The following is a 24,577-nucleotide window of genomic DNA, read 5'->3' on the forward strand; positions in this document are numbered from 1 at the left end:
TTTTTAGCACGAAAGCACGATTTTATATTGCTTTTTAATTATCCTTTCTTTTTAAAAAAGAATATATATTATTATATATAGCGGATATTCTTTGAAAATCAGCATATAAGTTCTATTTCTCTTAAAATAAATTGGTGGGTGTAGGGAGGAAAAATCATTGAAAGTAAAAAAATACACGTTCCCTATTTTAATTTATTTGTATGCATAAAAAAACCTCCCATTCAGGAGGTTTTTAATTACTTATTCAACTGTGCAATCTCGAAATACATTTCATCAGGAACATTCACTGTAATATATTCAGTTCCGCTTCTTTTATCATCTTTTCCGTTTTGTTTCGGATTAAATTCAAACTCTTTGTAAATACAATATTGTTTTAGTTTCTTTTTAAAAGTTCTGATGTTTGTATATTTTTTCTGATCTGGATATTTGGTTAGAAATCCTTTTCCAAGAGAAATATTATCTCCATTAAACATATCTTCTTTTGGAATAGCTGAATTCACTGTGGCTTCTTTATAGAAAAACTCATCAGCCCAATCCAGGAATGTTTCTCCTATATCTTGCCTTAATTTCCTTTTCATTAAAGCTTCTTTTGGTCCTTCAATTATTCCATATTTAAAATACAGATGTAAACATTGAGCCATTAGATTATAAAATCTATTCCATTGTTTTTCACACCAACCTTGGAAAAATAAAACTCCAAAATCATCTACTGGTTTGTGATTAGAATTATACCAATCTGAAAAACCTAAAAGTATTTGTCTATCATCAAAGCTTCCTCCCTCTCCTTTCAATGCATGATTTGTTGAAAATAGTAGTTTTGGTCCTGTTCCTTTTGGTAAAGTATATTTCTTATTTCCTTTTCCTTCAATTTGAAAATTCCCTGTGATTTCTGGAAAGAACCTTTCAAAATCCATATTGGCACGAATATCATCCAGAATAACATTTTGAGTTCTTTCATTTACTTCTTCCCAAATAAAACGATCTTCAGTTAAATCTTTTTTCTTTCCAGAGATATAAACAGTTTTAATGATATGATCTAAAGCAACTCCAAACAAAGATTTTCCACTTCTTCCATTTGATTCTCCAACCGCTGACATCATTCCATCCATACAAATAACAGCTTTTTCACATGCTGCATCTCTATAATTATGTAATAAATATCCCATTGCAGTGAGCTTTGACAATAAATGTCTATTTATTTCAAGCTTTTCAGCAATTGAATAATTTTCTAGTTTCCTGGTTTTATTTTCATGAAAAAAATCTGAAGTATTACAAAGGAATTGAAGAAAATCACATTTTTGTCCTTCTTCCATAATTTCAAATAAATATTCTCCTTTAAAATCTTTTAAACCTGGAACTTTTTTAATCTCCTTCTCTCCTATTTCTTGTATATCTTTTAAGAAGAAATCTAATTTTTCTGGCTTAAAATCTAAAATAGAATCTTCCCAAACTTGTCCTTCTAAATTTTTTAATTCTTCTTCTACAATTTCTTCATCTGATATTCTCCAATACTTATCATTAAAATACATATACTGAAGATTTCTCTTTGATAAATTCAATTCTAGTGTTCTGAATTCTAAATTGGAAAGTGAATCTAATCCAAGATAATTTTTAGCATTTCGATATAGCATATTTTCTACATCTTCCATGTTTAATTGCTTTGTAAAATCAATTACAAAATCTTTCATTTTGTATTCTTTTACTTCTCTTAAAATATTATCCTGAAGGTGAACAAAAGAGAATGTTCCATCGAACTTTTCTATTCTAAAAAAACCGCGATTTTGTAAAAAATTATAACATCTTTTGTGGTTAAAAGTGTAGTTTGTACTTATAATGTTTCCTTTCTTATCTTTTCTTTCTTCTCCATTCCAAAACTGTTCTGAATCCATTAAAGGTTGTGCTAAAACACATTCTTTATTTTCATCAATACGCCATTTTTGCTTTCCAAAAACGAATTCCGGAACATCTTTTAAAGTGTCGAAATATTTAGCAACAAAAGCATCTTTATTCTCTAATGCCCAAAATTCTTTTATTTTAAATTCTGAAACAGTTGTGATTTTATGAAACTGTAGCCAAGTTGCATCTCCTTTTGGTTCGATTAACGCTTTATCACATAACTTTGCTAATTCATCTTCTTTTCCTCTTAAACTATTAGTTAATAAGTCATCAATTCCTTTATCATTTTCATTGTTTGGTTTAATATGTCCAAAGAAAATATTTAAGTAAATATCCGAGTTTTTAAATGCAGCAAAATAATCTCTAAAGTTTACAACCGCTCTATAAAATGATTTTGGTCTTTGATCTGCTGAGTGTTTAGAATCAATTTTTGAAGAAAGATCAAAACAATCTTGGTCCAGGACAAAAACAATATTTTCAACTTGACATCTTTTAATTATTCTTTCGAATTCTGCTGGAAGCTTTTTGTTATTTGCCATATTATGAATACCCATAACTCCAACAGAAATAATTCCATGCTTACAAGCTTTGTCAGCTTTCTTTTCTCCTTCTTGAATATAAAGTGTCTTGATTTTAGAAGACATTTTATATTTTCTTCTAATACATTTCGGAATGTATAGTTTTGTTCCAGAACCGTATGGACTTTTGTATTTTACAGGATTTCCATTTTTATCCTGGTTTAAATCCGGATGTTGAAAACGAACTCTAAAAAATGGTTTTGGTTTTCCTTTTGGGTTTCCACTTCTATCAAGTTCGTAATATGTCATTTGTTTTCCTTCCAAATCATAATAATCTATGATTACATCGTCTCCTCGAACTTTTTGAAATTTTTCATCTACAGAACCACTTTTATAAATTTCTGCTGATTTTCTAGTATTATCAATCATGAAAACATCTTGATCTGTAATATCTGATTTAGCCAAACCAGAATTTTCAAGCATAGTTTCACAAAATGTTTTTTCCTTTTTAGCTTTTTGTGCAGCAGTTTTTAATTTTCTTTTTGTAGTGGTTTTATCTTTTTCTTTAAACTTTGGAATTTCAATAAAATTCAGTTGTGCCAATTCTTCTAAAGCTTGAGTATAATTATGTCCATGAAATTTCATTAAATATGATATAGGAGTTTTTACTCCTACATCACATTTAAAACATTTTGCTATTTTCTTAGTTGGTGTATATTTTAATCTTCCTTCTCCTTTACAATTATTACAATGCATTTCATAAGAAGAACCTTTCTTTTTACCTAGATTATGATATTGATTTAAAATTTGTTCTAGAGTAGATTTTGATTTTATTTCTTCAGCTATTTCTTTTGGAATATATGTTTTATAGTTGCTCATGATTGTTCAAATTTTGGATAAACGTTTCTACTGTTTCGAATGAGGTTTTTTCTTGAGGTATTTTTCTTCCGTTGATATGATCGTTTAATTCTATAATTGCTTCCAACCATTTTTGAATTAAAGAATCTGGAATTTCTTCCTCAATGGTTACTAGCTTATACAAAAGCCTTCTTGCTTTACACTTGTACCAAATTGTTTGTTTTTGTTCTAAGCTGCTCTTGTCTTCTTTGTAACTCCTCAATTTTGTTTCTGTAGAAACTTTCGATTTGAAACTTGTCATTCGCACTGTCATAGCTTGTAGAATTTAGGAAATTCAGTTGTTGTTTATACTTTGCTATCTCTTTTTCAATAATTTCATGTTCGGCTTTTAACATCATCGGATCATCTTTTAAATAGTAAATAATTACGTTCATTCTTTCACTTTGATCAGGATTTTGTTTCAAATAATGTTTTATTGCTTCTATCAAATTGAAATCAAAAACACCACAAAGTGATTTTATTTTACTACTCAAATTTTCGATAATCTGTCTCCAGTTTAAAGGACATTCTTTTTGAAGCTTACCTTGTGCTTCTTTTCCCAATACATAATACTTTTTCATATTTTAAATATTTTCGTGAAACACTCTGATTAATAAACCTGTCTTACTTTGAACATTTGCCTTTCTATAAAGCTTTGACTTTAAATATTTGAATTGAGATTCTTTTACTCCCAATTCATCCCAACAAGCTTTATCTGGAAAATCCTTTTTGAATAAATCAATTATTTTAAGCTCTTCTTTTGTTAAAGAAGCTCCATTGATTTTAATTTCTTTAAACTTTAAACTTGGGCAATTTTCTTTTTCTCGGAAGTTTTCTGAAGCTTGAAGTTTTCCATTTATAACATCTGGTTTATCATCTAAATCACCATAATTATAAAAAGTAAAAAGCTCGATTTGTCTTTCTAAACTAGGATTTCTATACTCAGGATTTGTTGTAAATTCCAAAATAGCTTCTGGAGTATTCAAATACATTTTTCCTAGTTCCTGGATAATACTTTTTGGTAGTTCTTCAAAATGTCGACTTTTTCCATTTTGTAACCAAATAACTTTTCTTCCAACTGAAGTTCCTACAAATTCAATGTTGCAATCCATAGGAGAAACTCCTGCTATTTGCACAGGAGCTTCCTTTTCTTTAAGTTTGTTTTTCATAAGTTTATATTTATCTTTTTAGATAAGTATCATCAATCATAAAAAGTCTAGTTGCAGCTAGGCTTTTTTTATTTAAATTATGATACTATATTTCTTTGATTAACTGTTTAGTAGTTTCCTTTTTACTTCTTCTTTTTCTTTTTGTTTTTTTATTCTATTCGAAAAGACTGTATATAAAGCCAACTCAATTTCATCATTATTATATACATCCATATTTAGCACATTGCTAATCATTGTTGATGAATGTGGATTTCCTTTTGAATTTAAAACACCTTTTTTTTCTAGTATTTCTTTCACTTCTGAAATATATCCTCTGTTCAATACTTTTTTTAGTTTCTCTCTTTCTTCTGCTGATATCATAATTTTAGATTAATGGTTAGTGATTAAATAAACATAAAAGATTAATGTTTTATATATTTGTGTAAATACTATGTAACAGTATTTATAATCTATGTAACAATATTAATTAAAATATTTCACACTACCAAGTTTGAATACACAAATATGTAAATAGAAGTATTTTATTATCATAAAAGATATGAACAGTATAGGAGAAAGAATGGATTTTCTAATTAAAACTTTAGGAATATCAAAAACTAAATTTGCTATAAGTATAGGAGTTGGAAGTCAATATGTTTCAAGGTTGACAAGTGATAGCATTAATATTGGTTTGAAATTAATGTCTCAAATAGAAGAAGCATTTCCTGAAGTAAATTTTAATTGGTTGTTATTTGGAAAAGGAGAAATGTTTTTAAATGATGAAACTAATATTGTTGAAGAAGAACCTGCAGTTTATGATGTTTCTGAAAAGAAAATACCAGTAGAAAAAGATTTTAGTATAGAAGTAGAAGAGTTTAAAAGTAAAAATATAGAAGATAAATTATTAGAAATATTCCTGAAAACTAATGATTCATTAAACCAAGGAATAAAGGTAAATGATTCAATAGATGTTATGATGGATAATTCTATTATTTATTCTAAAATGAAGAAGAAAAACACAAAACACTCATTAAAAAAAACAAAAAGTGAAACCCCAAAAAAGGCTTCACCTGAAGAAAAAAAATCATCTGACAATAGTTAAATGAGATTTCTTTTTCTTCTTACGCTTTTTCTTTTTTTTTAGCTTTTTTAAGCTTCTTATAAAGCTTCTCTAATTGGCGAGTTAACTTTGCTAGTTTTTCTCTCTTTTCCATCTTAAAAAAATTAAGGTTAATAATAATTTAAAACGTAAAAAAACTAATCAATTATAAAATTACTCATATGAAAGATGAAAACGAAAAAGCAAATTTGGAGATAGATAATCCAAATGCAGATTATGATCAATGTTCAGACTTAGTTTCTGAAATTGATAAAGAAATTAAAAAAGAAAAAACGGATGATGAATAATCTAATTTTTAGACATTATTACGTAATTAACTGATTATCACACTTAGATTTAATTTAAAAAAGAGAAAATAGCAAAATGTTTTACAATTTGAAAACTTCAATTTTAAAAAACATTGATAATCAGTAGTTTAAATGAAAAATTCTATTCCTATCGCGATCACATGATAGCCTTACTAGAAATAGTAAGGCTTTTTTGTTTTTATAGGTTTTGTTAAAATTTTGAGGAATTGGTAAAAGTTAATTAAACAAATTTATATAATTTTATAAAATAAATTATATCGAAATCCAATATAAGCTATTACAAATGCTGCAATACATTTAACCAAATAAAAAAACCTTTCTCTTGGAATAGGTTTATAACTTTCCTCATAATAATCTTTAACCTTAGGTTTCCCAATTATTTTTCTTTCAGTCTTAATTTTTCTATCAGTTTTATAGATAGACACTTCTTTAAATTTATAAAAATGTGTCTTTTTTTTAAATAAATTTTTAAAACCTATATAAACCCAATAAAAAGGAATAATAAATGGAATTATAAAATTAATGATAATCAGAAAAACATCAATTATTATTGGTGTTTGAAAATATTCAATCCTATATCCAGAAGTTAATAAATCAAATCTTTTTTTTTCATCCATAATTATGATTTTATTTAAAAATTAAGTTAATAGTGATTTCTTTTATTAAAGATATCAAACTTTTGTCATCTTAATACTCTATAAACATCACTCCCCAAAAATTCGATCTTGAACTGCCTTACCCAAAGGTGTAAGAACAAATCTTTTTTCATCAGTTTTTCCATTCCAATTTTTGTCTTCTTGATAACATTTTACATCATCAATTAAAAATAAAATAATAGCATTTGTAATTGGTTTTTTAGTAGAAATATGAAATTTTTCTTGTTTAATTTGAACTTTCACTCCTTCTAATAAATCTCCATATTCAGCTAGATTTATAACTTCTTCCACTCTTGTTTCTAAATTCTTTTCTTTCATAAGTTGATTTTTGTTTTCCTATATTAAATTAGGAAAATATGTAGAAATTTGAACTGCATATTTTTTAAAAATATCAATACCAAAAATTTCCTCTTATCTTTACAAAAAACAACATGTCAAAAATTCCAATTCGAAATATTTCTCAGAATAAGAAATTGATTTCTTTTGAAAATCATTTTCGAATTCGTCGATTGGAAAACATTCAAATTGGAAAAGATATTTTCGAAAAATACCATCGTCACAATTTTTATTATTTTCTATTTATTGAGAAAGGAAAAGGAGAGCATTCTATTGATTTTGAAACGATTTCTGTGGAAAATTACAGCGTTTTTATTGTGCATCCACAACAAGTACATCAATTGGATTTAAAAAGCAACAGAAGAGGTTTTTTAATCCAGTTTACAGATTTACTTTTCTTTAAAAACAACGAAGAAATCCATGTTATTTTTCAAAACTTACAACATGAAAATTATTTCCAATTAGAAACAACAACTTTTTTAAATATTAAGTCGCATTTGGAAGAAATTTTAAAGGAAATTACCACTAAAAATGAAAAGTATTTGGAAGCTATTTATTTTCATCTTTATTTAATTTTTATCACTTTAACTCGAAATTCCAACAATGATTTTTTAAAAGAATCTTCGCAACAAAAACTACAATTTGAGCAGCTTTTTCAATTGATTAAAACAAATTTTAAACAAGAAAAAAACATTTCTTTTTATAAAGAAAAATTACATCTTACCTCCTATCAATTAAATAAATTATCAAAAAAATTCACAGATAAAACTTGCTCAGAATTGATTGTTTCTGAAAATATTTTAGAAGCAAAAAGACAATTAATCATCACTTCAAAACAAATAAAAAACATTGCTTTTCACCTTGGTTTTGAAGACGTTTCCTATTTTATTCGATTCTTTAAAAAATATACCGATTTTTCTCCACAATCATTTCGTAAAAAGTTTCAATAAATCCATCTTAATTTCATTTTTGTCCTACTTTATTCAGACTTTCTGTATTTAATTTTGCAAGGAATTAAAAAGCTATTATCATGGAAAAAAATTGGAATCAAGAATATAAATCAAAATGGAACGAAAGATACCAATCGGAAAAATTTGCTTATGGAAAAGAACCTAATCAATTTTTTAAGCATTGGATTTTAAAACTAAATCCTGGAAAAATTTTACTTCCTGCCGATGGTGAAGGAAGAAATGGTGTTTTTGCTGCAAAAAATAATTGGGATGTAACTGCTTTTGATATCAGTGAAAAAGGAAAAGAAAAAGCCTTAAAACTTGCACAGGAATTTAATGTGAAAATTGATTATTTAGTTGGAGAAATTGACTCTTTGCATTTAAAACAAAATTCGTTTGATGCAATTGCATTAATTTATGCACATGTTGCTTCTGATAAAAAATCGGATTTTCATCAGTCATTAAATTCTTTATTAAAACCTGATGGAATTGTGATTTTTGAAGCATTTAGTAAAAATCATATTTATTTCAATGCTAAAAATCCAAAAGTTGGAGGACCAAAAGATTTAGATTTATTGTTTTCAAAAGAGGAAATTAAACAGGATTTTAAAAATTATGACATCTTATTTTTGGAAGAGAAAGAAATCGAACTTTCAGAAGGTGAATTCCATAATGGAAAAGGATTTGTTATTCGTTTTGTTGGGAAAAAAAGATAAAAAATGGCACTTTTTCGGTGCCATTTCTTCAATTTAATTTTGTATTAAGGATTCTAGGCTTTGGTTGTAAGCTCTAATATTTGAATTCATTTTATCAATTTCAAATTGCAATGGATTTAAAACTTTTTCTGAAAAAACAGTTTTTTCTTGCTCTAATTGATTTTTGGTTTCTGTAAAATTTCGATATTCCCATTTAATAAAAGTCTTCAAATCAATTTCCAATTGATACGAATCTTCTTTCGTCTTGAAATCTACTTTATTTGGAAAACTAAACGATAAAACTTCGTCATAAAAAGAAACATCTTTCGAATAAACTGGAAAGGAAAATTTGTATTTCACACAATCATGTTCATCTTCATAAAAAACTTCATAACTCAATGGAAATTCCGATTTGGTCCGTGTAAATCTCTCTTCTTTCACTTCAAAATTTTCATTAATATCCACTTCCATTTCTTCTAAAGATTCCTGTAAAAGCAATTCTTGCAACATTTTCTCAGCATGTTCATTTCCTTCTGATTTGATTTTCTCTATTTTCTCTGCAACTTCTTGATGTCTTTTAATAAAAGGATTTGTTTTAGTCATTTTAAACTTAATTTTAGTAATTCCACAAACGTAATCTCCTCATTAAGTTACAGTTAAAATAAATATATTGCAAATCCACATTTTTTTTAAACAATTGTTTTTTAGCTGATTAAGTTTTGGTTTATTTAAAATTTGAGAATGTAAATGAATATAATTTTTTGTTTAGTTTTAAATTTTTTATTTCAAATAATAGAAATAAAAAGACAAAATTTCATCTTCTTCTACGCAAAAAGATTTCATACTTATCATTTAATTTTGCCTAAATATTTAAATTTTAGTAATAATGGCAAAATTATTTAAAGAGACAGAAGATTGGCAGTTTAATGCACGTATTCCTAATCTAGCTAATAGAAGAATTAATTATGTTGAGGGTTATGTCATAGCAATTGAAGCTATTGAAAAACAAATTAAAGAAAATAGAACAGAAATTGATTTTCTTATTTATCCTTATTTGTTTCTTCATAGACATTTATTAGAATTGTCAATGAAAGAAATTATAATGCTTGGAAATAAAATACTAAATAAACAAGAAGATAAATATAAAGGAGGTCATGATTTAGCTACTTTATGGAATGAAAGTCAAAAAATATTAAAAGAAGTTTGGCAAGATCAATATGAAAAGCCAGCTGAAAAAACATATAATAAATTGAAAGAGTTTCATAACTTAGATTTGAAATCTGACGGTTTTAGATACCCTATTGATATAGATGGAAATATAAATTTAGAACAAATTTCTAGTAGAATAAATCTCAATAATTTTAAAGAAGAGTTTGAAGATTTATTTTATTGTACGACGGGTTTGATTGATGGTTTATATGTCGTATTAGATAATAATTTTTAGTTCATTTTGTCATAACAAAACCTAATATTTCCGACACAATGTCATAAAAAACATTTTGGTATTTTCTTTGACTAAAAGCAAAATGTGTTTCAAAAGAAAACACAGAAATCTCGAAGGAGATATAATTATTTGAATTAAAAAATTAAAAGAAAATATAAATTATGGCTACTGGAAATATTAATGTTACTGCGGAAAATATTTTCCCTATTATTAAAAAGTTCTTATACTCTGATCACGAAATCTTTTTACGTGAGTTAATTTCAAATGCAACAGATGCAACATTGAAATTAAAACACTTATCTAAACTTGGAGAAGTTACAGGAGAAATCGGAGAGCCTATATTAGAAGTAAAAGTTGACAAAGACGCAAAAGAGATCCGTATCATTGACCAAGGAATTGGAATGACAGGAGAAGAAGTTGAAAAATATATCAATCAAGTTGCTTTTTCTGGAGCGGAAGAATTTGTAGAAAAATATAAAGACAAAGTAGAAGATTCTGGAATTATTGGTCATTTTGGACTTGGTTTCTATTCTGCTTTTATGGTTGCGGATAAAGTGGAGATTTTCACAAAATCTTTCCAAGAAGGTTCAAAAGCTGTTCGTTGGGAATGTGATGGAAGTCCACAATATACTTTAGAAGAAACGGATAAAGAAGATAGAGGAACGGAAATCGTTTTACACATTGCGGAAGATTCGGAAGAGTTTTTAGATAAAGCTAAAATCGAAGGACTTTTATCTAAATATAATAAGTTTATGCCGATTCCAATTAAGTTTGGAACTCGTGAAGAAACTATCAAATCTGACGAACCTGTTGCGGAAGGTGAAGAGCCAAAAGAAGAAAAAATTGTTGTTGATAATTTTATCAATAATCCAAATCCAGCTTGGACAAAAAAGCCTAGCGAATTAGAAGATCAAGATTATAAAAACTTCTATCGTGAACTTTATCCAATGCAATTTGAGGAACCTTTATTCCACATTCACTTAAACGTGGATTATCCATTTAACTTAACAGGAATTCTTTATTTCCCTAAGTTAACAAAGAACATGGATCCTCAAAAAGATAAAATCCAATTATACCAAAACCAAGTTTTCGTAACGGATAATGTAGAAGGAATTGTTCCTGATTTCTTACAAATGTTACGTGGTGTAATTGATTCTCCAGATATTCCATTAAATGTTTCTCGTTCGTATTTACAAGCTGACGGAGCTGTAAAGAAAATTTCTAGTTATATCACTCGTAAAGTTGCAGATAAATTAAATAGTTTATTCAAAAACGATAGAAAATCTTTCGAAGAAAAGTGGGATGATATCAAAGTAATTATCGAATATGGAATGTTATCTGAAGAGAAATTTTTCGAGAAAGCACAAAAATTCGCTTTATATCCAACTGTAAATGGTGAATATTTCATTTTTGATGAATTAATTGAAAAGATTAAAGAAAACCAAACAGATAAAGACGGAAAAACAGTTGTTCTTTATGCTTCTGATAAAAAAGCACAACACAGTTTTATCGAAGCTGCAAAAGAGAAAAATTACGAAGTTCTTTTATTAGATTCTCCAATTGTTTCGCACTTGATTCAAAAATTAGAATCGACAAAAGAAAATGTAACTTTCGTTCGTGTTGATGGAGATCATATTGATAATTTGATCAAAAAAGATGAAAATGTTGTAAGTAAACTATCTGAAGAAGAACAAGAAACTTTAAAACCAATTATTGAAGCAAATGTTCCTAAAGAAAATTATACAGTTCAATTAGAAGCGATGGATTCAAATGCAAATCCATTTATCATTACAATTCCAGAATTTATGCGTCGTATGAAAGAAATGAGCGCAACTGGAGGAGGTGGAATGTTTGGAATGGGGAACATGCCAGAAATGTATAATTTAGTTGTAAATACAAACAATGACATGGTTGCATCTATTCTAAATGAAAAAGATGAAGCTGTACAAAAAGAATTAATTAAACAAGGATTTGATTTAGCAAAACTTTCTCAAAACCTTTTACATGGTGAAGAATTGACGAATTTCATCAAAAGAAGCTTTGAAATGATTAAGAAGTAAGCTTCTGACAATATATATTTGAATTAAAAACTAAAAAACGAGCTATCCATAAAAAGATAGCTCGTTTTTCTTTCTGTAAACATTACTACTCTACCAAGAGTTTTTCCTTTTTCAGCTTTTTAGCATATTTCTGTAAAACTTCTTCAAGTTCTGCTCCAACCCTGACCAAATAAGTCGTTCCATTCAAGCAAACTTCTAAAGCTTCTACAATGTCATTTTTTAAATTTTTAAATACAATTAAATCTTTATTTCGATATCCATCTGGATATTTTTCCAGTAATAATTGTAAAATTTCTGGTTTTACCCTCTTGTAATTAATGATTCTTTTTTTCATAATTAAATACTCAATTCTATTTATTTTTAATTAACCTTTTTGATGATGTAATTTTAGAGAAAAACAGATAGACTCATTTGTAAAAAAATGATAAGAAATTTTCAAAAATTCGTTAAATATTAGCTAGTTATCAAAAAGATTTTAGATTGTTTTAAAAAAAAATCACGAAAAAATTTAAAATCTTTCCGTGATTTAATACTTTGAAGTGGTCTGAAAATATAGTATTTAATTTTAAATAATTTTCACACAACTTCTATTTATAAAAAGATATTATTGAACCATGATTTGACGAATAATTGTTGGATCTTGGATTTTATCATCTTTTGCTAACAATAACATTTTAGAAATAATTTCTGCCGTTTTTGGATCTTCATCTACAAATGGTAAAAATATTTTTCCTCGATGTTGTGAATGCACAGGTAAAATATTCATCGTACTTCCTGCAACAATATGTACCATTCCACTTCCTAAATGCACTGAATATTCCTGGTGTTTACCTTTGATTAAAATATGCTTTTCTTTAAATGTAATATTATCTAACTTAAATAACATTGCAGTTTCTCTTGCAATAGAAGCTCTTAATTCAATAGAAGATTGACTTGTTTCTGGATCCACTTCTCCAACATGAGCAACAGAAACAACTAAATCAATATCACGCATAATTTCTGAGAAAACTCTTGGAGAAATATCTGAAATTAATGTTTTCTTCCAAGTATTTCTTCGGTAAAAAGCAATTCCTTCAATTGTCGGACTTTCCACATCAGATGGATAATACCAATCTGCATATGCCATTAAATTCACCAAGAAATTCTCATTATGGAAAACTTTTTGTAATCCTTCTTCATAATCTAAAATCCAACCTTGTAATTTTAATAAAGCCATCATTTTCTTCGTCTGAACTTGATGACCAGCATATCTTCTTGAAATATGATTTTCTTCTTTTTCATTTTCTGTTGGAAGATATAATTCACGGAAAATCTGCTTAAATGGTTGTCTAATTTCATTCACAAAACAATATCTCTGATAATCTGACCATTGTTTTGTTGCATATAAATCTGTACAATGTGCGATTTGTAAATCTTCTGAGATTTCAACTTTTACTCCTTTTGCTGAAATTAATTTTCCATCTTTCCAGAATCCATGATTTTCACCAGAAATAAAAACTAAATCTTTAATAATTGGAGAAATCACAGGATGTTGCATTAAATTTCCTACTTCTGAAGCTTTAAATAAATCTCCAGAAATCATTGCTTCTTCTAAACTTTTTCTTGTTCTTCTATATTGCTCTTGAAGTCGTTTTACATTGTTTTTTAATGCAACTACTTCTTTATTTTTTCGAAGTTTTGCTGGAATCGATTTTAGAACTTTTTCATTTCTTGTAATTGACAAACTAGTTTTTCCAATTTCATTAATTTCCAAAGAAATTCGCACATTATCAATTTCTAAAACTGCATTTTCTAAAATCTGTGCAGCTTCTTTCGCTTCCATTGCCCAAGTCAAACGAATTGGATCTGGATAACCAGCTGTTCTCGCTAAATTTTCTATTGCAATTTGTGTAGCTAATTTTTCACTAGCTTGTCTTTGCGAACCAAATTGCTTACTTTCTTTTAAGAATTTTTGTAAAAACTGATAACGAGTTAATGTGTCTTTTTCAGGATTTGCTTTACTTAAAGGAACTAATCCAAACACACGTAAATAATCTTGATTTCTCTTGTCTTTTACACGTTTTCTAACTTCTGTAATTTTTGTTTTTCCAAGAATTACATCTGCATATAATTGTGCTCTTTTTTGTCCTCCAAGACTGATATATTTTGCAGATTTATAAACAATATCCCATTTTTTCTTTCCTAAAGCTTTGTATGATTTTTTAAACCAATCAACATCCACTGCTCCATTATTAAAATCATTAATTGAAATCTTTGAATACAATGCAATTTTTTCTTCAGATGGATTTGAAGATTCATCTTTTGTATGCGCTTGTAACCACCAAACTGCACTTGTCAATTCCCATTTCAAATTATTCTCCACAAAAGGTAACCATTGTGGTGCAAACATTGCTAAATCCACTAATTTTTGCACAGAAATTTTAGATGATTTTACATAAGAATCAAAAATCTCTTGTGTATCCGTTTCTTTAGGAGAACAAACTTCAATTAAATCAGAGAAATTTTCTTTTAAAGACGGAGTTTTATTCCAATAAGCAGAACCTCCTCTATTGAAAGTTTCTTTTCCTAATTTTTCAATGCATTTGAAAAGCAAGTCAATTCCGTAAATATTTTTTATACTTGGAATTAAATAACTTACGCTTGTTTCTGAAACAGTTCTCTCAAATTCTATTTCTAAAATTCTATCTAAAACTGTTTTTTTCACTTCTTTTAAAATTGGATTTTCTTCTAAAAATTTAGCTTCAGATGTTTCAATTATCTGGTTTTGTTTATTTTTTCGCTTTAATTTTCTAGTTAAAACACTTACAAAATCTTTTGAAAATCCTGCCCAATACAATTCATCTTTTGTAATTAAACCTAATTTAAAAGCTCTTGCATATTTCCCAGATCCTAATTTATTGTAAGCTTCTGGAGATTGTTTTTCTTTTTGGAAATTATACCAATGATGCACTTTCCAATAAATAGTAAATTCTTCATCAGATAACAATCGTGTTCCACCTAAATAAGCATTTTGTATTTTTGAAATCATCGCTGTATCATACCAATGTCTTGTATAATATTCGATTTTTGCTTCTTTAGTAAAATATTCTTCAGGAACGCAATTCACTAAATTGAAATACAATAATTTGATAAATTCTTTCTTCTCTTCAAAAGGATATTTTTTAGCTAAAAGAGAAATTAAAGTTGTTAAATAGTATTTTCTAATTAGTTTATCTTTTTTGAAATCTAATTGGAACAAAAACAAATCTACTTTTTCATAAATTTTCGGAAAATGATTCGCATATTCTCTTTTATATCCAAGTGTAAGATCAATTAAAAATAAATCTTTTGGCGTTAATCCTGAATTTTTATACCAAGCATCCCAAAGCTCAGCAAGCGGATAATTTTCCAAAAAGAAATCATCTTTTAAATCTTTACTTTTAAAAGGTTGAAAATATGTTCCAAATAAAACAGTTTCATTTCCTCCACTATAATTCTCATAACTATATTCATACGTTTTATTCGCATTCATTAAATCCAATAATTCTTCAATATCTTGGATTACTTCTTTTTTTGGTTTTGAAAATTTAAATTCCTCAATGATATTCTTTCCATCAAAAATCTTGTGTTCTGAAATAATTTGATAAAAAGCTTCTTTTCTTTGTGGAGCAAAATATTTTTTTACTGGATCAAAAGTATAAATACCACCATAACCATTTTCTAAATTAAAGTTTAATGTATTGTCTTCTGAAAGTGTCAAAACTTCCAATGTTTCCTTTTCTTTCTTAGAAAGTTTTGGTCGTTCTTTATATAATTCAACGGTTTCTTTTATCCAATCACCATAGGTAACTTCTTCTCCACTTTCAATTCCTTCTTGATGTGCAATAGAAACATCTAGAATTTTCTCTTGTTTCTGAAGTTCAACCAAATAATCTAAACCTGAAACTCGCTGTTCTACTGTCTTTTGTTGTAAAAGTTCATTTGTAAACCAAAGTGCGAATTCAAAGTTTTTTTCTAAAATTAAATGATTGATTTTCTTTTTCAAGTTTGCAGATTTACTTTTTAATAAACCAACAAAAGACGAAAGTTCCTCAAAAGAAAGTTTTGTTTTAGAGATAAAATCAATTCCTTCCGCTTTCATATCAACCGATTTATCCTCTAAAAGTAAAAAAGCAAATTCTCTTTGATGTGGTAAAATTACTCGTTTCTTTTCATCTCTTCTTCCATATCCATATTTATTCAGAATTCTATACATAATTTGCCTTCTAGTTTCAATATCACCTTTATGATAAATTGGAGAAACTAATGCAGCATCTTCTGGTTTATTCATATCTAAAATAGTCAACAAACAATGTGTTAATTGATAACGATTTGTCTGATGATTTTCCCAATTGAATAATTTAGATTTGAATTGTTTTCCTTCATTTGGAATTACTTCGATTAATTTTAATAAAACATCTACATATTCTTGCTTTGCTTTCTGGGTAAGTATACTATAATAATCTCCATAAACTTTTACAGCTTCACACTGAATTTGTAAATGATCAAAATGTAAATTCGCCTTTGCAACTAAATGATTAAATCGAAAAATTTGTGTTTCTTTTGCAATTTTAAACGCTAATAATTTTTTCTGAATTCTATCGTCATTTGCTAACTTTAGAATATGTTTTTCTAAAGAATTTACATCTTCTGTTCCTAAAGCCCATAAAGCCAAATAAGCCTCCGAAGAATCACTACTATAAATTCCTTTTTCAATCGTATTTCTCTCTTCTAAGAAATGTTCTGCAAGATGGAAAAATTTCTTTACAGCACTTTGATTTTCTGCACTTAATTCCAAACCTGTCCAAGTATCAAAAGCTCTAACAACCGCAGCAAATCGATGCATTTTTTCACGATTAATTAAGGCTACAAAATCTTTAAAAACATTTAAAGGACATTCATCCACAGTTTCTAAAATTGTTTGGCGTAAACCTTCTTGTCTTTGTGCTGCTAAAAGTAATTTCTTCACTGCTTCCACAGCATCATCTTCTTGAGAAATCAATAAAGCTTTAATTATAGATTGTGAAATTTTTAAGGTTTCATGTTCTCCTAAAACAATCGAAATCAACAATTCTTTAACTTCTTTATTTCCAGCTAAAATCGCTCCCGCATATAATTCTGTCGTTGGGAAACCTGAAACTTCATAAGAATAATTAAGTTTTAAAAATTCTTCAATTGTTAAATCATATTTATAATTCTCAATTGCACGAACCAAAAAGTTCAATTGATTTACAAAAATCTGATTTTCGATTTCATCATTTTCATTATAAATCACACGAAAAGATCTTCTTGCATATCCTGATTGATAAGGTAAAGCTGGAATTACTTTCCAATATTCATGTAAATAAGAAGCGTATTCTTTTCCAAAAATGTATTCTAAAACCTCATAGTAATCACTCTCAAAAATATCATTTGTCACACATTTTTCTCTAATTTTCAATAGCTCTTGAAAACGTTTTCCATAACGATCAAAATACAATCGATTGTAATATCTATCTTTTAAATTAACTCCAAATTTCTTCGGATCTACTAAAATTTGCGCAAAAAGAATTTGCTCTTCAGTAAAAGATGCAGAAGTATTTTTATTTTCTAATTCTTCACGCAATTTCTGTAAATGATTTGTTCTTTTTCTTTGTGATAAAAACTTTTCTAGTTCTTTTCTTTCCATTTTTTAATAGTTTTACTAGTTGTGATTAATGTTTTTAAAGTTCTATGTGATTACTAGCCTGTTACTTATTTTTTGCTAAAGTATAATTCAACATTGCCAAATTATGTCGGTATAAATAATTCTTTTACAAAAATTGAATTTTATTACTTAAAATACATCCCTGAAATTAGGGTAAAAAAATAGCTTAGAAAAAATTCTAAGCTAGATTTTTGAACTTCGTTTTTATGAAGTTTATTTTATTCTTTTTAAAATCACCAACCTCCTGCTAAAAAAGTTAAACGAACAAAAGCAAATTCATCTTTTTCTTTTAATTCTATAATTTCATCTAAACTTTCAATTTGAATTTGATTATGGAAAACTGCAATAATTCCATCTTTAAAAGCATACATTACAGTTTCAATTGCTTTGTCTTCATCTGCTAATTTTGTGTTGTAAATATCATTGAATTTTACTTTTCCTTCAGATAATTTAGCTTCAATCGTTTCTTCAGATAAAGTTTGCTCTTTTTGTGTTGGTAAAATTCCTTGTTCGCCTAAAAAATTAAACAATGTTTTTTCCTCTCTTTCCGCGTTAAATTCTCCAACTTGTTGCAAAACGATTGTTTTTAAAATTTCTTCCAAAGTATATTTCGTATTTTCTTCAAAAGGAAATTCCATTTCTTTTTTTGCAATATATGGTCGCTTTTTCCCAAGTTGTTTTACTGTAAACAATAGTGTCATAACAATTACATAATTTTATATTTTGGGTAAAAATAGGAAAAGTGATTTATTATTTTTTTAATTCTTCCTCTAAAACACCTAAAATTTTTGGAATATCTTCTGTCATTAATTCATTAAATCTTTTTTCAATTAATCTATCCAAAGATTCCAACTTACCATCTAAAAATCGTCCATAATCATTTTTAGTAACAATCTTTTTTTGAAAACATAGATGGTATTTATTACTTAATTTTGCTTTTGATTTTATTTTATTAAAAACTTCTTCATGTTTTAAATATAAATTATAAAGCTTTTCTCTGCATTCTTTACATTCGTAATCACCTATTTTAAAGTCAAAATTAATAATATCACTGCTAACTCTAAATTCAAATAAAAACAACCAATTATTTTTTAGTTTTCTTATATTTTCTTTTTTATTTTCATCTTTTTCTTGTTTTCCTTCAACATTTTCCTGTTTATTTTCATCTTTTTCTTGTTTTCCTTCAACATTTTCCTGTTTATTTTCATCCTCCTCTTTTTCATTATTTTCTTTAAAAAATCCTTTATTTAGTAATTCATCATAATTATCTTCAAAAAATTTAGGTTGAAATCTTTCATAACTTCTATTTGAAGGAAAATCATTGAGACTTTCATTAGTTTTAATTAAATCTTCTAACTTATTCGGTACCAAATTAGAACCATATGGAGATGCATATTTATAAACAAAATCAAAAGCAGATTTGTATTTATGATAAATTTTCTTTGCCTGTTGTTCAAATTCAAGATTTTCGTTCATTTGTGATTTTAATGCTTTTTGATATTGATTTAAAATAAAAAGTGTATTAGGAGCTATATTTTTATTTGAAGAAATTTTTTCCAAGATCTTCAGAATATGTTTATATGTAAGTGTTTCGTAATTTTCATTACTAATTTCTTGTGCGAATAGGGATAAATAAATATAAATTCGGTGTTTATAACTTTTATAATTTTGCTCTACATGATTATAATATTTTTCTAATTGTCCTTTTCCTTCTTTTGCATGAATTTTATTTTCAATTACAATGCAAAAACTATTTTTTTCAGATATTAAAAAAAGATCAATATTTTCATATTCTCTACGAATTTCCAAATCGGAAAAATCCATATTTACAAAATCAAAAACAGATAATTTTTCTTCTGTTTTTCCTAAATCTTGATATTCGTTTTCTTTAAAATAGAGTTTAATAAATTCTTTAATAAAGTAATCTTCTAATTTGTGTGATTCATTCGGATTAAAAAGCCAAGAAAGAAAATTTGAATGTGGTAATTCTTTATGTGCAACACGAAAAATAGACATTAAATCCATTTCTTCTGCTGCAATTTCTTCCAATTTTAAAAACTCTTCATCAAGAACTAATCTTTTAAGTTGTGTTTCGTGTTCTAGCATTTAATATAAAACGTTTAGTTTAAGCGTTACTCTTTTTTCACTTTCAAATCTACAAACAAAAAAAGGTTTCTACCTACTTCTGGGTAAATCAATTTTACCTTTTTCATGGTAAAAATCTATCTTAATTCTATTCTAATTTTACTAATGATTAATAACATTTAAAACTTTATATTATGTCAAGTCCAGCAAATATTACAATTATTAACAACACAAGTTTAAAACTTTTAACCAAAGTAACGAATCAACATTGGATTGAAGATGATGGGAGAAATATTGATGGAAAAGTTATTGCCCCTAAAAGTCAAGAAGCATTTAAAGAAGTAGCAAAAACTGGTCACAGTGGACAAATTACTTTTCAATTAATTGATTCTGAATTTGATGTTATTGGAGAATTAGAAATTAAAAGTTTAAAAGATCCACAAGACGAGAAAAATTTGGTTACAACAAGCTATAATGGAAAAATTAAACTTGTTGCAAAAGGAGAAAGACATTCTGAGGAAGATAAAGATTTAAGACAAATCACTCTTGAAGTTTTTTATAACAATCCTCGAAAATAATTATTTTATTTTCTACAAAACCAAAGCATACAAAATTGTTTTTTGTATGCTTTTTATTTTTTGAAAGGCTTTCGTCTTACTTCTATTTTAATTGAATAAATATAAACTTTAAATAATTTAAATTATGTCAAGTCCAGCAAATATTACAATTATTAATAATACGAATTTAAAACTCTTAACCAAATTAACGGATCAACATTGGGTTGAAGATGATGGTAAAAACATAGACGGAAAAGTTATTCCTCCAAATTCGGAAGAAACATATTTAGAAACTGCCAAAACTGGTCATAGCGGACAAATTACTTTTCAATTAGTAGATCAAAACTTTAATTCTATTGCGCAACTAGAAATTAAATCACTTAAAGACCCTCAAGACAAAGGAAATTTAGTTGCAAAAAGTTTTAATGAAAATATTCAAGTTAGTACTAAAGGAGAATCCTATGACAAATCTGATAAATCGCATACTAGAAAAATCTATTTAACGATAGATTATGTAAATTCTGTTACTTCTAATTGGGATATTGTTTTTGCAAATAGATTAGCGATTGTAAATAATAAAATTAAAAAACTTTATGATTCTAGTTCACTTCCAGATAAATTTGAAAATATTTCAATTGGTTGCCCAACAATTGTTAATAATACTTCATTATCTCAAAGTCAAATGGAAATTGAAATTTCTTTAAATGGAACAATTAAAGATTTATTTAAAATTTCAGGAAAAGCTAGTTTTATTGTCAATTTAAACAATATTAATTGTGCAATTGATGGTTCTGAAAATTCTTATGATTTGGTGATTAAATTTGGACAAACAATCTTAGAATCTGTTGATTTATCACAATTAAATATTACTTATCTTGGAGAATATAAAGATGAAATTGAACAATATATTTTACAAATTATAAATAAAGCATTTGCTAATTGTAATGCAATAAAACTTGATTTCAAAACACATTTTCCAAAGTTTTTAAATAACAGTAATATACAACTAGCTTTTGTGAGTAATTCGACTCCAACAGAAAGTTTTCTAGCTATTTTAATTGGTTTGGATGGACGAATAGGAACGTATAATTTATCAAATAATGTCATTGAAAATTCAACAAATAATTCTGCTTTAGTTTTATCTAATTTTTTAATAATGTCTTTTTTAAAAGATGAAATTGAAAAACAATTAAATGGTACAGGTTTATTTGTTGATCAAGATTTTTTAGCTTTCAAAAGTGCTACTTATCCAATCGAAATTTATAATCCAAATGATTCTAAAAAAGTAAAATTTCCTTGTGGTGCAAGCATAAAATTTGATCCAGGATATTTAAATAGTGTTTTTCAAAATAACCAACTTTTACTAAATGTAAATTTAAGATATACGGAAATTATTATTCAAACTTGGCATACGTATCACATTAAAATCTATGTCTCTTTTTCAGAATCAAATGGAAATTTAGAATTGGATTTTAGTAGTAAAATTGATTCTTGTAGTGGAGGAACTACTTGTCATTATATTAAAAAAGCGGTACAAGAAGTTTTAAAAGATTTTAATAAAGCTCTTGGAAATAGTTTAGCTATTCAAATTCCTGGATTTAGCATTCAAAATGTAAATTCTCCAAGTTACATACAACTTTCTGGGAAAATGAAATAATTAAAAAAAGCATACAGAGATTGTTACTTTGTATGCTTTTATTTGTTTTAATTTTATCTTTCTAAAATTGTGTATTCCCCTTCGGAAAATTTTAAATTAAATCTTGGTAACGAAAATCCTTCTACTGAAATTTCATCTAATTTTCCTGAAAGAAAGATATATTTTCCAGTTAATTCTTCTTTTGTATGTTTTAATTCTCCTTTTAATTTTACACTTTCAAAACAAAATATTTGCGTTCCATTTGCATTATTTACAATAGTAGAAAAATCATAATTTTCATCTTCTGAAAAATGCGTACAATTCGTAAAACATTCTGGATTAAAAGGATGTGAAGGTAAAATCATTGTTCTTCCTTTCAAATATTTTACTTTTTCAAGACTCTCTTCTTTTGTTAATTTTCCTTCATTCATCAATCCAGCAGTTGCATAAATAATGATGTAATTTAAAATTTCAGCTTCTTTTTCAAATTCAACTTCATTATTTATTCTTTCTCGTAATTCTTTTGATGAATTAAATGCATTTTCCCATTTTTCATTCATTAAAGAAACTAATAATTGATCATAATCTTTGTCAAATTTTTCTCTTTCTGATTGACCGAATATTGAGATAGAAATAAATAATAATACAATTAGCAATTTAAATTTCATAGTAATTTCATGTTTAATAATTAGAATGCAAATATCTAAATTTTAAACAAAAAAATAGACATGTTTTACCATGTCTATTTCATCAATTTTTATTATTTAATATATTAATTATACTTATATCTCGGTGGAGTAATTCCATTCATACGTAAATATAAAACAGCTTTTGCTCTATGATTTGTAATATGATCTTGCATAAATAAAAAAGATTGCCATTTCGTAAGTTTCACGTCTCCAAAATCTTTCCCTTTCTCATTTAAATCAGCATCGGATAACTTCTGTAAATTCTGAATTAAATTATCAAAAGTAATTGTCATCTCTTTAATTAATTCTTCTTTAGAAAGATTGTATAAATCTTTTCCATATCCGTTATAGTTTTCTTTATAAATAAATCTCGTTTCCATAGATTTTAAAGCACTTGTAATATGAGCCATTTGCTCACGAAATGTCATCACATCTTCAACTGGCTTATAATCCTATTTTTCTTCTGGCATCGCTTTCGCAACTTCAATTGTCGTATTTTTAGCTATTTCCCAAATACCTTTTTGTTTTGCAGCAAAACTTAGTTTTTCTTGTGAAAATCCTGTAAACCCAATAAATAATAATAGGTAGAATATATTTTTATTCATAAATTATGATTTTGATTTTCGCTAAAATAATTATTCCCAAAAGCCTACTCAAAATCTAAAATTTGATTTAAGAAAAGATTAACAACGATAAAATAAAGTCTAAAATTTTAATTTAGTGCATTATAGAACTTCCTAAAACAACATTTCTATTTCTAAGAATTTCTTCGCTACTAAACGTAGCAACTGCCACAGATAATTTTACATTGTTAAACATAACTCCTAATGTAATTTGTCCGAATAAAAAATTTGAATCTGTAACTTTTAAATTTGTATTAAATTCATCAGTACCGAAATAGTGATTTACATCAATATATCCAAAAAACCTAATTTTCTGGTTGTCTGTGGCTATATCCGTATATAAATCTATTCCATAAGAAAAACTTCCTGCCCAATCTTCTGTTATACTACCAAACTCCTTAAAATCAGCAGATCCTTTTGCTTTTAATCTTGAAATTATATTAAATTGATATTCTTTCGAATGATAAAATGCTACGGGATATTCTAATTTTAAAACTGTATTTCCTCCTTCACTGATTAATTTTTGATAAGCTTCATTTTCTTTTTTTTCCAACTCATTTTCTTTACTACTACTTGAAACCATCAATCCAATTCCAGCTCTAATTGCCCCGAATCTACCATTTACTATTTCTGAGAAAATACCTCCTGTTTGATTTCCTATTGTAATACCTGATTTCGTTAATGTAGAAAATTGTTTACTCTCATCACTATAAACAATATCATAAAATGCTTTTGAATTATCTTTTCCAAAACTTAGAAAATGAAATTGTTTCTCATTAAATTTTTTAGTATTTGAGATTGAATCTTTCTCTTTTTTTAAAAATTTAACTTGTTCCAAAATCAAATTATATTCTTTCATTTTTTTAATATAATCTTCTCCAAAATTGCTCAATTTCTTTATTTCTTTAGCCTTTTTCCCAAGTTCCTTTTCACTTCTCTTCTCTAATGAGTCAAGAATTCTAATATATTCATCTTTTTCATTGATATAATTACTTTCTAGTACCAGATTATTAGTTTTTTTTTCCTTTGTTATAGATTCTTGTTCCTTTGTTATAGGATCTTGTTTTTCAAATTTTATTTCATAAAAGATCTTTTCTTGCTTATTATTTTTAAATTTAAAAGAAGGTGTGTTTTGAGCAAAAACACTGTGTGATACACTTAATAAAATGCAAATTAAAACTAGTTTTTTCATGTCTTTGTTATTTAGATAGTGTTAAATATTTTATTTTACTAAAACAAAAAATATTATTTATAC

At 26.7% G+C, this 24,577-nt stretch carries 23 protein-coding genes and 1 pseudogene; 8 read left to right on the forward strand and 16 right to left on the reverse strand.

Features of this window, described 5'->3' with window-relative positions:
• Positions 1 to 236: 236 nt before the first annotated feature.
• From I1A51_RS00380 to I1A51_RS00400, 5 genes are all read right to left on the reverse strand, one after another.
• Positions 237 to 3,293 carry a CHC2 zinc finger domain-containing protein gene (locus tag I1A51_RS00380; protein WP_196890395.1) on the reverse strand — a complete coding sequence of 1,019 codons (3,057 nt, stop codon included), beginning with the start codon at positions 3,291 to 3,293 and terminating at the stop codon, positions 237 to 239.
• Entirely contained in the window at positions 3,280 to 3,456 is a 177-nt protein-coding gene (locus I1A51_RS00385) for a hypothetical protein (RefSeq protein WP_196890396.1), read from the reverse strand. The genes I1A51_RS00380 and I1A51_RS00385 overlap by 14 nt, the downstream gene beginning before the upstream one ends.
• 13 nt (positions 3,457 to 3,469) lie before the next feature.
• On the reverse strand, positions 3,470 to 3,892 hold the full coding sequence (locus I1A51_RS00390; RefSeq protein ID WP_196890397.1) for a hypothetical protein: 423 nt from the start codon (positions 3,890 to 3,892) through the stop codon (positions 3,470 to 3,472).
• Between the two features lie 3 nt (positions 3,893 to 3,895).
• Complete coding sequence (locus tag I1A51_RS00395) at positions 3,896 to 4,480, reverse strand: helix-turn-helix domain-containing protein (protein ID WP_196890398.1); 585 nt, start codon at positions 4,478 to 4,480, stop codon at positions 3,896 to 3,898.
• Between the two features lie 99 nt (positions 4,481 to 4,579).
• On the reverse strand, positions 4,580 to 4,840 hold the full coding sequence (locus I1A51_RS00400; RefSeq protein ID WP_196890399.1) for a hypothetical protein: 261 nt from the start codon (positions 4,838 to 4,840) through the stop codon (positions 4,580 to 4,582).
• Between the two features lie 178 nt (positions 4,841 to 5,018).
• Between I1A51_RS00400 and I1A51_RS00405 the strand changes: the two genes are divergently transcribed.
• Together I1A51_RS00405 and I1A51_RS17670 are read left to right on the forward strand one after the other, a co-directional pair.
• Positions 5,019 to 5,561, forward strand: a complete 543-nt coding sequence (locus I1A51_RS00405) for a helix-turn-helix domain-containing protein (protein WP_196890400.1) — start codon at positions 5,019 to 5,021, stop codon at positions 5,559 to 5,561.
• 179 nt (positions 5,562 to 5,740) lie between these two features.
• Positions 5,741 to 5,866 carry a hypothetical protein gene (locus tag I1A51_RS17670; RefSeq protein WP_262895801.1) on the forward strand — a complete coding sequence of 42 codons (126 nt, stop codon included), beginning with the start codon at positions 5,741 to 5,743 and terminating at the stop codon, positions 5,864 to 5,866.
• A 251-nt stretch (positions 5,867 to 6,117) separates the two neighbouring features.
• Here the strand turns inward: I1A51_RS17670 and I1A51_RS00410 are convergent, their stop codons facing one another.
• Complete coding sequence (locus tag I1A51_RS00410; RefSeq protein WP_196890401.1) at positions 6,118 to 6,504, reverse strand: hypothetical protein; 387 nt, start codon at positions 6,502 to 6,504, stop codon at positions 6,118 to 6,120.
• Positions 6,505 to 6,591: 87 nt separating this feature from the next.
• Positions 6,592 to 6,861 carry a hypothetical protein gene (locus tag I1A51_RS00415; protein WP_196890402.1) on the reverse strand — a complete coding sequence of 90 codons (270 nt, stop codon included), beginning with the start codon at positions 6,859 to 6,861 and terminating at the stop codon, positions 6,592 to 6,594.
• A 113-nt stretch (positions 6,862 to 6,974) separates the two neighbouring features.
• On the opposite strand from I1A51_RS00415, the gene I1A51_RS00420 reads away from it, so the two are divergent.
• On the forward strand, positions 6,975 to 7,829 hold the full coding sequence (locus I1A51_RS00420) for a helix-turn-helix domain-containing protein (RefSeq protein WP_196890403.1): 855 nt from the start codon (positions 6,975 to 6,977) through the stop codon (positions 7,827 to 7,829).
• Between the two features lie 80 nt (positions 7,830 to 7,909).
• Positions 7,910 to 8,545, forward strand: a complete 636-nt coding sequence (locus I1A51_RS00425) for a class I SAM-dependent methyltransferase (protein WP_196890404.1) — start codon at positions 7,910 to 7,912, stop codon at positions 8,543 to 8,545.
• A 33-nt stretch (positions 8,546 to 8,578) separates the two neighbouring features.
• Here the strand turns inward: I1A51_RS00425 and I1A51_RS00430 are convergent, their stop codons facing one another.
• Positions 8,579 to 9,127, reverse strand: coding sequence for a hypothetical protein (locus tag I1A51_RS00430; RefSeq protein WP_196890405.1), 549 nt, complete (start codon positions 9,125 to 9,127; stop codon positions 8,579 to 8,581).
• 283 nt (positions 9,128 to 9,410) lie between these two features.
• On the opposite strand from I1A51_RS00430, the gene I1A51_RS00435 reads away from it, so the two are divergent.
• Together I1A51_RS00435 and htpG are read left to right on the forward strand one after the other, a co-directional pair.
• Positions 9,411 to 9,968, forward strand: a complete 558-nt coding sequence (locus I1A51_RS00435; RefSeq protein ID WP_196890406.1) for a hypothetical protein — start codon at positions 9,411 to 9,413, stop codon at positions 9,966 to 9,968.
• Positions 9,969 to 10,129: 161 nt separating this feature from the next.
• Positions 10,130 to 12,028: a molecular chaperone HtpG gene (gene htpG, locus I1A51_RS00440; RefSeq protein WP_196890407.1), complete on the forward strand. Its 1,899-nt coding sequence runs from the start codon at positions 10,130 to 10,132 to the stop codon at positions 12,026 to 12,028.
• A gap of 85 nt (positions 12,029 to 12,113) precedes the next feature.
• On the opposite strand, the gene I1A51_RS00445 is transcribed toward htpG, so the two are convergent.
• From I1A51_RS00445 to I1A51_RS00460, 4 genes are all read right to left on the reverse strand, one after another.
• The gene (locus tag I1A51_RS00445) at positions 12,114 to 12,362 is read right to left on the reverse strand and encodes a hypothetical protein (RefSeq protein ID WP_196890408.1); all 249 of its coding nucleotides are present in this window, start codon (positions 12,360 to 12,362) and stop codon (positions 12,114 to 12,116) included.
• A gap of 270 nt (positions 12,363 to 12,632) precedes the next feature.
• Positions 12,633 to 17,714: a DUF4132 domain-containing protein gene (locus I1A51_RS00450; protein ID WP_196890409.1), complete on the reverse strand. Its 5,082-nt coding sequence runs from the start codon at positions 17,712 to 17,714 to the stop codon at positions 12,633 to 12,635.
• Positions 17,715 to 17,965: 251 nt separating this feature from the next.
• Positions 17,966 to 18,433, reverse strand: a complete 468-nt coding sequence (locus I1A51_RS00455) for a hypothetical protein (RefSeq protein WP_196890410.1) — start codon at positions 18,431 to 18,433, stop codon at positions 17,966 to 17,968.
• Positions 18,434 to 18,482: 49 nt separating this feature from the next.
• Positions 18,483 to 19,838, reverse strand: coding sequence for a PDDEXK-like family protein (locus tag I1A51_RS00460; protein ID WP_196890411.1), 1,356 nt, complete (start codon positions 19,836 to 19,838; stop codon positions 18,483 to 18,485).
• A gap of 173 nt (positions 19,839 to 20,011) precedes the next feature.
• On the opposite strand from I1A51_RS00460, the gene I1A51_RS00465 reads away from it, so the two are divergent.
• Both I1A51_RS00465 and I1A51_RS00470 read left to right on the forward strand, forming a co-directional pair.
• Complete coding sequence (locus tag I1A51_RS00465; RefSeq protein ID WP_196890412.1) at positions 20,012 to 20,395, forward strand: hypothetical protein; 384 nt, start codon at positions 20,012 to 20,014, stop codon at positions 20,393 to 20,395.
• 124 nt (positions 20,396 to 20,519) lie between these two features.
• Positions 20,520 to 22,031 (forward strand): hypothetical protein, encoded by a 1,512-nt coding sequence (locus I1A51_RS00470; protein WP_196890413.1) that lies wholly within the window; start codon positions 20,520 to 20,522, stop codon positions 22,029 to 22,031.
• A 53-nt stretch (positions 22,032 to 22,084) separates the two neighbouring features.
• Here the strand turns inward: I1A51_RS00470 and I1A51_RS00475 are convergent, their stop codons facing one another.
• The 4 genes and pseudogenes from I1A51_RS00475 to I1A51_RS00490 all read right to left on the reverse strand — a co-directional run bounded on the left by I1A51_RS00475 (position 22,085) and on the right by I1A51_RS00490 (position 24,514).
• A complete protein-coding gene (locus I1A51_RS00475) occupies positions 22,085 to 22,678 on the reverse strand; it encodes a hypothetical protein (protein ID WP_196890414.1) in 594 nt (197 codons plus the stop codon).
• A 104-nt stretch (positions 22,679 to 22,782) separates the two neighbouring features.
• Positions 22,783 to 23,136: pseudogene (locus I1A51_RS00480) on the reverse strand (DinB family protein); the annotation flags it as partial.
• 15 nt (positions 23,137 to 23,151) lie between these two features.
• Entirely contained in the window at positions 23,152 to 23,304 is a 153-nt protein-coding gene (locus tag I1A51_RS00485; RefSeq protein WP_196890416.1) for a hypothetical protein, read from the reverse strand.
• Positions 23,305 to 23,416: 112 nt separating this feature from the next.
• Positions 23,417 to 24,514: a hypothetical protein gene (locus tag I1A51_RS00490; protein ID WP_196890417.1), complete on the reverse strand. Its 1,098-nt coding sequence runs from the start codon at positions 24,512 to 24,514 to the stop codon at positions 23,417 to 23,419.
• Positions 24,515 to 24,577 lie beyond the last annotated feature (63 nt).

Source organism: Aureivirga marina (assembly GCF_015767265.1).
Taxonomy (GTDB): domain Bacteria; phylum Bacteroidota; class Bacteroidia; order Flavobacteriales; family Flavobacteriaceae; genus Aureivirga; species Aureivirga marina.

Bases quoted from the DNA above. Each gene is read 5' to 3' on its own strand.
- I1A51_RS00460 (WP_196890411.1), bottom strand. From the start codon at position 19,838: ATGCTAGAACACGAAACACAACTTAAAAGATTAGTTCTTGATGAAGAG.
- I1A51_RS00485 (WP_196890416.1), bottom strand. From the start codon at position 23,304: ATGAATAAAAATATATTCTACCTATTATTATTTATTGGGTTTACAGGA.
- htpG (WP_196890407.1), top strand. From the start codon at position 10,130: ATGGCTACTGGAAATATTAATGTTACTGCGGAAAATATTTTCCCTATT.
- I1A51_RS00415 (WP_196890402.1), bottom strand. From the start codon at position 6,861: ATGAAAGAAAAGAATTTAGAAACAAGAGTGGAAGAAGTTATAAATCTA.
- I1A51_RS17670 (WP_262895801.1), top strand. From the start codon at position 5,741: ATGAAAGATGAAAACGAAAAAGCAAATTTGGAGATAGATAATCCAAAT.
- I1A51_RS00455 (WP_196890410.1), bottom strand. From the start codon at position 18,433: ATGACACTATTGTTTACAGTAAAACAACTTGGGAAAAAGCGACCATAT.
- I1A51_RS00475 (WP_196890414.1), bottom strand. From the start codon at position 22,678: ATGAAATTTAAATTGCTAATTGTATTATTATTTATTTCTATCTCAATA.
- I1A51_RS00425 (WP_196890404.1), top strand. From the start codon at position 7,910: ATGGAAAAAAATTGGAATCAAGAATATAAATCAAAATGGAACGAAAGA.
- I1A51_RS00380 (WP_196890395.1), bottom strand. From the start codon at position 3,293: ATGAGCAACTATAAAACATATATTCCAAAAGAAATAGCTGAAGAAATA.
- I1A51_RS00400 (WP_196890399.1), bottom strand. From the start codon at position 4,840: ATGATATCAGCAGAAGAAAGAGAGAAACTAAAAAAAGTATTGAACAGA.
- I1A51_RS00420 (WP_196890403.1), top strand. From the start codon at position 6,975: ATGTCAAAAATTCCAATTCGAAATATTTCTCAGAATAAGAAATTGATT.
- I1A51_RS00430 (WP_196890405.1), bottom strand. From the start codon at position 9,127: ATGACTAAAACAAATCCTTTTATTAAAAGACATCAAGAAGTTGCAGAG.
- I1A51_RS00410 (WP_196890401.1), bottom strand. From the start codon at position 6,504: ATGGATGAAAAAAAAAGATTTGATTTATTAACTTCTGGATATAGGATT.
- I1A51_RS00435 (WP_196890406.1), top strand. From the start codon at position 9,411: ATGGCAAAATTATTTAAAGAGACAGAAGATTGGCAGTTTAATGCACGT.
- I1A51_RS00490 (WP_196890417.1), bottom strand. From the start codon at position 24,514: ATGAAAAAACTAGTTTTAATTTGCATTTTATTAAGTGTATCACACAGT.
- I1A51_RS00445 (WP_196890408.1), bottom strand. From the start codon at position 12,362: ATGAAAAAAAGAATCATTAATTACAAGAGGGTAAAACCAGAAATTTTA.
- I1A51_RS00465 (WP_196890412.1), top strand. From the start codon at position 20,012: ATGTCAAGTCCAGCAAATATTACAATTATTAACAACACAAGTTTAAAA.
- I1A51_RS00390 (WP_196890397.1), bottom strand. From the start codon at position 3,892: ATGAAAAAGTATTATGTATTGGGAAAAGAAGCACAAGGTAAGCTTCAA.
- I1A51_RS00470 (WP_196890413.1), top strand. From the start codon at position 20,520: ATGTCAAGTCCAGCAAATATTACAATTATTAATAATACGAATTTAAAA.
- I1A51_RS00395 (WP_196890398.1), bottom strand. From the start codon at position 4,480: ATGAAAAACAAACTTAAAGAAAAGGAAGCTCCTGTGCAAATAGCAGGA.
- I1A51_RS00450 (WP_196890409.1), bottom strand. From the start codon at position 17,714: ATGGAAAGAAAAGAACTAGAAAAGTTTTTATCACAAAGAAAAAGAACA.
- I1A51_RS00405 (WP_196890400.1), top strand. From the start codon at position 5,019: ATGAACAGTATAGGAGAAAGAATGGATTTTCTAATTAAAACTTTAGGA.